This window comes from Rhodovulum sp. P5, from assembly GCF_002079305.1.
In the GTDB taxonomy this organism is placed as follows: domain Bacteria; phylum Pseudomonadota; class Alphaproteobacteria; order Rhodobacterales; family Rhodobacteraceae; genus Rhodovulum.
The window spans coordinates 59,952-67,286 of record NZ_CP015041.1 but is presented as its reverse complement, the minus strand read 5'-3'; the positions used below and the strand labels follow the sequence as shown (position 1 = coordinate 67,286).

At 63.9% G+C, this 7,335-nt stretch carries 4 protein-coding genes and 2 pseudogenes; 5 read left to right on the top strand and 1 reads right to left on the bottom strand.

What is annotated here, in order from left to right:
* Positions 1–16 precede the first annotated feature (16 nt).
* Positions 17–762, top strand: a pseudogene (locus tag RGUI_RS20255) (FAD-binding oxidoreductase); the annotation flags it as partial.
* Positions 743–1,707: pseudogene (locus RGUI_RS20570) on the top strand (FAD:protein FMN transferase). The pseudogenes RGUI_RS20255 and RGUI_RS20570, both read left to right, overlap by 20 nt.
* A gap of 80 nt (positions 1,708–1,787) precedes the next feature.
* On the opposite strand, the gene RGUI_RS21625 reads toward RGUI_RS20570, so the two are convergent.
* Positions 1,788–1,928, bottom strand: a complete 141-nt coding sequence (locus tag RGUI_RS21625) for a hypothetical protein (RefSeq protein ID WP_156883126.1) — start codon at positions 1,926–1,928, stop codon at positions 1,788–1,790.
* A 298-nt stretch (positions 1,929–2,226) separates the two neighbouring features.
* Here RGUI_RS21625 and RGUI_RS20565 point away from each other — a divergent pair, with 298 nt between their 5' ends.
* The 3 genes from RGUI_RS20565 (at position 2,227) to RGUI_RS20555 (ending at position 7,157) form a co-directional block, all read left to right on the top strand.
* Entirely contained in the window at positions 2,227–2,724 is a 498-nt protein-coding gene (locus tag RGUI_RS20565) for a DUF4405 domain-containing protein (RefSeq protein WP_081536339.1), read from the top strand.
* 159 nt (positions 2,725–2,883) lie between these two features.
* Positions 2,884–4,032, top strand: a complete 1,149-nt coding sequence (locus tag RGUI_RS20560; protein WP_371587479.1) for an efflux RND transporter periplasmic adaptor subunit — start codon at positions 2,884–2,886, stop codon at positions 4,030–4,032.
* Positions 4,029–7,157, top strand: a complete 3,129-nt coding sequence (locus RGUI_RS20555; RefSeq protein WP_081536337.1) for an efflux RND transporter permease subunit — start codon at positions 4,029–4,031, stop codon at positions 7,155–7,157. The genes RGUI_RS20560 and RGUI_RS20555 overlap by 4 nt, the downstream gene beginning before the upstream one ends.
* Positions 7,158–7,335: the final 178 nt, after the last annotated feature.

The following is a 7,335-nucleotide window of genomic DNA, read 5'->3' as shown; positions in this document are numbered from 1 at the left end:
CCGCCTGCAGGAAACGGCCGATCTGCGCCTGATCTCGCGCCGGGACTATGGCGCCGAGGTGCAGGCGCCCACCGCCATCCTGCGCTTTGCCCTGCCGCGGCGCGGGCTCTGGGCGCGCCTGACCGGACAGGGCTTTGCCCGGTTCCAGGCGGGCGATCTGATCGGGGTGGTGCCGCAGGGCGACACCCGCCCGCGCTACTACTCGCTGGCCTCCGGGGCGCGCGACGGGTTCGTCGAGATCTGCGTGAAGAAACATCCGGGCGGCCTGTGTTCCGGGCAGTTGATGGAGCTGCAGCCGGGCGACACCATGCATGCCTTCCTGCGCCGCAACCCGGCCTTCCATGCGCCCGCCGACGCCAAACCGCTGATCCTGATCGGCGCGGGCACCGGCATCGGGCCGCTGGCGGGGTTCGTGCGGGCCAACCGCGCCCGGCGGCCGATCCACCTCTATTTCGGCGCGCGCTCGCCTGAAAGCGACCTGCTTTACGATGTGGAAATGGCGCGCTGGCAGAAGGAACGGCGCCTGACCGCTGTCACCACCGCCTTTTCGCGCAGCGCCGACCGCGCCTATGTGCAGGACGCCCTGCGAAACGACGCCGAGGCGGTACGCGGCCTAATCGAACAAGGCGCGCGGATCATGGTCTGCGGCGGGCGCGGCATGGCGCAAGGCGTGGCCGCGGCGCTGGACGATATCCTGAGCCCCGCGGGCCTCTCCCCGTCACCCTGAAAGCGGAGGGACGCTATGTCGAGGACGTATACTGACATGATCCCCACGCGCTGAACGGCCCCACCATGGGCACGCGCTGGTCGGCCATTCTATACACCGCGCCGGGGTTCGACCCGGCGCCCTTGCATGCCGCGCTGGCACAGACGGTGGCCGAGATCGACGACCAGATGTCGACCTGGAAGCCCGAGAGCGACCTGATGCGCCTGAACCGCGCGCCGGCCGACACATGGGTCGCGGTGCCGGCGCATCTGATGGCGGTGCTGGAGGCGGGGCTGGCCATCGGGCGGGCCTCTGACGGGGCGTTCGACATCGCCATGGGCGATGCGGTCTCGGCCTGGGGGTTTTGCGCAGCCGAGGCGAGCGAGGAGGGCATCCGGGCCGCCCTGTCCGTCCCGCGCCGCCCGGCACATGAGGTGCTGGAACTGGACCGCGCGGGCCTGCGGGTGCGCAAGCACGGCCCGGTTGCGCTCGATCTCTGCGGCATCGCCAAGGGCTATGGCGTGGATCGTCTGGCCGAGACGGTGAAAGGCTTCGGCATCACCTCCGCGCTTCTGTCCATCGACGGGGAACTCCGCGCCATCGGCACCCAGCCGGACGGGCAGCCCTGGGCGGTCGCGGTGGAACGCCCCGATCACGCCCACCGCGCCGCGCAGTCGGTCCTGGCGCTGACGGGTGCCGCTGTCGCAACCTCGGGCGACTATCGCCACTGGGTGGAGGTGGGCCGGGCGCGCCTGTCCCACACGATGGACCCGACCCGCGGCGCGCCGCTGGCCCAGAGCCCCGCTTCTGTCACGGTGGTGGCGCCGAACTGCATGCTGGCCGATGGCTGGGCCACCGCGATGATGGTGCTGGGGCGTGACAAGGGCCGCCCGCTTGCGCGCAAGATCGGCCTGTCGGTGCTGTTTCTGGAACGCGCGGGGGAGGGCGTGACCTCCGCCGCCGTGGGCCCGGTCTTCGAGACGGAAGAGGCCGCGCGCTGACCTCTCCCCAGCACGCGGCCTCTTGCGACCCTCAGGCGGGCCTGCCCTGCCGGACTTATCCACCGGCGAGGGCGTTTTCGTCAGTGCCCGCGTCCGACCAGCACGCCGGCGATCTCCATCATCGATTTGCCGGAACCTTTCGCGATGGCAGTCAGCGACTGGTCCGGCGCCACGGTATAGCCCGCCGCCGCAAGCTTGGCGGTCAACGCCTCTTCGGTCATCCCCAAAGCCGGGGCGACCTCGGTGTCGTTTCACAAGGTAAGTTCGACCAGGTGCGCGTCCTGTTTGGTGCATCGCTCAAAACGGGTTTCCGCAAGATCAATCCTCGGCAAAGAAACCGACGGCATGCATCGGAGCGTTCTTCGGAGCCGGAGGAATTGCCCACCCTTCAGTCTCCCGTAAGGCAAGGGAAGTACTCGGTGGGCCAAGGTCAGTCGCCCGCGAGTCGTCGTCTTGTCTCCCGTCCTGACCGCATATCGGGCCGGCGCCCTGCCGACCCCCAAACAAAGGAACTGTCTTATGTCCTCCACGCTGATGCGGTATGCCACACCGACAATCATCGCCCTCTTCCTCGTTTCCCTGGTCACCGGGATCGCGATCTTCTTCCACGTTGGCCCCAGCGCATTTCACGGAATCCATGAATGGCTGTCGATGGTGCTGATCCTGCCCTTCGTCCTGCATGTCTGGCGCAACTGGAAACCGATGACGAAATACATGACCGGCCGGCCGCTTCTGATTTCTGCGGTCGCTTCGGTACTGGCCTGTGCCGTCTTCTTCCTGCCCATGGGCGGTGAAACCGGCGGCCGCCCGCCGGTCTTTGCGCTGAGCCAGCAGATCCTGCAGCACACACCGGCAGAAGTGGCCCCGGCTTTGGGCATGACCGAAGACGCCCTGACCGCCAAACTGGCCGCTGCCGGATATACCGTGGCACCCGACCAATCGCTGAACGCCATCGCTGAAGGCTCCGGCAAATCGATGATGGAGATCGCCGGCGTTCTGGTGGCCCGCGTCCAGTGACGAACGCGCCCTCCGCCGGGGGGAGGCCGGCGAAGGACAAAGCCCGCTTTAAGGCCGAGGGAGGCCGCGCGCTGTAGAGAGATCGGCGTGCCGCCTCTCAGGCCCGCTGCCAACGCATCGAAGCAGCCGCATCCCCGCAAAGTTATCCAATCGAAAGTAATCGCCATGATCAGGCCCCAAAACCTGTATGCCGTTACGGCAGGTCTCCTGCTTGCCTTCCTGCTCCCGCTCTCCGTCACGGCTCAGCAACGGACGGGTGCGCCCCCACCCAACGTGTCAGTGCAAACTGTTGCTCTTCAGGATGTCATCCTTTCATACGACTATGCCGCGCGCGTCTCTGCGTTTCGCGACGTCGAGGTCCGCGCGCGCGTGGGCGGTATCCTGCTTCATCGAAACTTCGCCGAAGGAGCGCAGGTCGCTGCCGGCGACGTGCTTTTCGAGATCGATCCGGCCCCGTATGAGGTCGCCTTGGCCAAGGCCGAGGCTGAATTGCAGCAGGCCGAAGCCCAGCACGACCAAGCTGTACGCGACCTTGAAAGGGCCGAGAATCTGTTCAAGCAGTCGGTGGGTTCAGAGAAGACCCGCGACGATGCCATCGCAACCGAGGCGTTGACCCGCGCCGCCGTGGCCGCTGCCGAAGCCTCCGTGCGCTCCGCGGAACTGAACCTCGGCTATACCCGCGTTACGGCGCCGATCGGTGGTGTGACCAGCACCGAGGAAGTCTCCGAAGGTAGCCTGATCGGGACCGATGCCAGTAGCAGCCTGCTGACGGAAATCACCGTTCTCGACCCCGTTCATGTGAATTTTGCATTCTCCGATAAGGAACTGGCTGAAATCCGCAGTCTGCTTGATGCGAGTGCCGCCCGCGGTGGCACGATCGACCGGATCGAGGTCACCGTCAGCCTCGGCGATGGAACGCCTTATGGCCAGACCGGGACGCTCGACTTCACCTCTTCTTCGCTCGACGAGGAAACAGGGACATTGAAGGCCCGCGCCGTAGTCGCCAACCCCGACAGGCAGCTTCTCCCCGGCCAGTTCGTACGGGCCACAATCGAGAGTCCGCTGCAAGACGCGATCCTCATTCCGCGTATCGCTGTCATGCAAGGGCCACATGGCGCGTTCGTCTATGTTCTCGTTGACGGCACCGCAGAAGTGCGCCCCGTAACCTTGGGCAAGACCGCTGCGGCCCGCGTCGTGATCACTTCCGGCCTGGAACCGGGCGACCGGGTGATTACCGACGGTATCGTCAAGGTGCGCCCCGGGGCGCCTGTCACGCCGGTTGAACAGGTTGCGGAGGCGGACCAATGAACCCGCGCTTTTTCATCGAACGCCCGGTTCTGGCGGGCGTGATCTCGATCATCATCGTTATTGCCGGCTTTGTGTGCCTGCAACTCCTTCCCGTTGCGCAATATCCCGCACTGACCCCGCCCCAAGTGGTAGTGAGCGCGAACTATCCAGGCGCCAGCGCCGAGACGATCTCGAACACCGTTGCCGCACCGCTGGAGCAGGAAATCAACGGTGTCGAGGGGATGCTGTACATGCAGTCCTCTGCAGCTGCGTCGGGGCAAATGCAGATCACTGTCACCTTTGCTCAAGGCACCGATTCCGAACAGGCGACAATCGACGTCAACAACAGGGTCCAGCGCGCATTGCCGTCGCTTCCTGATACGGTGACGCAACTCGGCGTGACAGTGCAGGCAAAATCGACCTCGATCCTTGCGATCATTGCCATGACGTCGAGCGACGGGCGTTACGACGCGAATTATGTCGGGAATTATGCACTGCTGAATGTCGTGGACGAATTGAAGCGCGTGCCCGGTGTCGGCGATGTATCGGTTCTGGGACAGGTCGAATATTCGATGCGCATCTGGCTGCGGCCGGACAAACTGGCCCAGTTCGGCCTGACGCCTTCGGATGTGGCGGCTGCGATCCGCGAACAGAATGCCCAGTTCGCAGCGGGCAGGTTCGGTGATGAACCAAATGACGGCACCTTCCCGTTCACGGTCACCGCGATCACACAGGGCCGTCTGCCGGATGTCGCCTCTTTCGAGCGCATCATCTTGAAATCGGATGCGGAGGCCGCAACGCTCCGGCTTGGCGACGTCGCCCGGATCGAACTCGGCGCCGAAAGCTATTCGGTCGATGCGAAGCTCGACGGTACACCCGCTGTTCCGATGGCCGTCTATCTGCAACCCGGCGCCAATGCGCTTCAGACGATGACCGCCGTAAAGGAGAGGTTGGACGACCTCGCTCTGGCTTTCCCGGCGGGCATCACGACCGCCATACCGATGGATTCGACAAAATTCATCCAGGTTTCGATCCACGAGGTTGTGAAAACCTTCGCCGAAGCCATCGTGCTGGTGGTCGCAGTCGTGTTCCTGTTCCTGCAGAATGTGCGCGCCACGCTCATCCCTGTGATTGCCGTGCCGATTTCCATCATCGGCAGTTTCGCCGGCATGTATGTGCTGGGTTTTTCGATCAATCTGCTGACCCTGTTCGGCCTCGTGCTGGCCATCGGTATCGTGGTCGACGATGCCATTGTCGTGCTCGAAAACGTCGAGCGCATCATGAGAACCGAGGGCCTGTCACCCAAGGCCGCGGCCATCAAGGCGATGAGCGAAGTCACAGGGCCAGTCATCGCCATTGTACTGGTGCTCTGCGCCGTGTTCATTCCAGTGTCTTTCATGGGCGGGCTTGCGGGTGAGATGTACAGACAGTTTGCCGCAACCATTGCCGTGTCCGTCACGATCTCCGGCCTTGTCGCGCTGACCCTGACCCCTGCGCTGTGCGCGCTGATCCTGAAAACCGACCAACGCGAACCCGCCCTGCCGTTCCGTCTCTTCAACCGCGCTTTCGCGCGTGCAACGGACGGATACAGCGCCGGTGTCCGCTTCTTCGTGCGGCGGTGGGTTACGGGGCTCGGCATCTTTGGCGTGGTTTGCGGCACGGCAGGGTGGCTGTTCCTGACCGTGCCAGGGTCGCTCGTCCCCGACGAGGATCAAGGGACGATCATCGGTGTGGCCATGCTGCCACCTGCCGCCTCGCTCGACCGGACGGTCGATGCGATGACGCAGGTATCCGAGACCCTGCGTCGCCATCCCGCGGTTGAACATGTCATGGCCGTGGCCGGTTTCGACCTCTTTTCCGGCTCGATGAAAAGCAGCGCCGGCACAACCTTCGTGGGGCTCACCGATTGGGAGGAGCGAACGACACCCGAAACGGATGCCCGAAACCTGACCGGGACATTTATCGGGATGAACGCGAAGCTGCGCGATGCTCTCTATCTTGCCTTCAACCCGCCGCCGATCAGGGGTCTGTCCAATTCTGGTGGCTTCGAACTATACGTGCAGGACCGTGCCGGTCACGGCATTTCCGATCTGGCGGCGGTCACGCAACAGCTGGTGGCCGGAGCGGCAGAGCGGCCGGAACTGTCCCGCGTGCGCACCACACTTGATGTGAACGTGCCGCAGATGCGGTTGGACCTCAACCGCGATGCCGCCAAGGCGATGGGTGTCCCGATCTCGTCGGTGTTCGACGCCATGCAGGCGACCTTCGGCAGTCTCTACGTCAACGATTTCACGCTCTACGGCCGCAACTATCAGGTCAAGCTGCAATCGGAGGCGTCCTTCCGCGGCAGTCCCGAAGACATGAAATTCGTCTTCGTACGCTCGGAGACCACCGATAAGATGATCCCGCTCTCCGCCCTGGTCCGGGCCGAACCGATTACCGGTCCCGACGAGGTGGAACGCTTCAATGCCTTCACAGGGGCAAAGATCATGGGCAATCCTGGTGACGGCTTCACGTCTGGGGAGGCGATTGCAGCTATACAGGATCTGGCAACCCAAATCCTGCCCGAGGGATATTCCATCGCCTGGACCGGCTCGGCCCTGCAGGAAATGCAGACACAGGGCAGCGGCAGACAGGCGTTTATTCTGGGGATCGTCATGGTGTTTCTGATCCTTGCCGCGCAATACGAGCGCTGGAGCCTTCCTTTCGCCGTCATTCTTGCGGTTCCGTTTGCGCTTTTCGGCGCGTTGGCCGCGGTCTGGCTGCGCGGGTTGACCAATGATGTCTACTTTCAGATCGGGCTGGTCACGCTTGTGGGGCTGGCGGCCAAGAACGCGATCTTGATCGTCGAATTTGCGGTGCTGCGGCGCGGACAGGGGTTGAGTGCCGCCGAAGCCGCGATCGAGGCTGCGCGCCTGCGCTTCAGGCCCATCGTGATGACTTCAATGGCTTTTCTGCTCGGTGTGCTGCCACTCGCACTCTCGACCGGGGCCGGGTCGGCCGCACGGCATTCCATCGGAACCGGGGTCATCGGCGGCATGCTGGCGGCGACTTTCCTCGCCACCTTTTTCATCCCGATGTTCTACAGGCTGATTGCGTCTCGCCAAGTCGCAATCCAGGGCGCTACGGAAGCACCATCTCTCTGAACGCGCTAGTCGCGCGTGGGAGTGATCTTATTTTGCCGGGCCCCTCACTTTTCCATCAAGAAAGCTGTGAGGGGCCCAAGCAAACGGTCCGCCTTATGCCAGCTTGAAAGACATTGCCCGCGAATTACCTGACGGCGCCCAGCCAAAGTGCGGTCCATCGTCAGAACATATCTTCCAG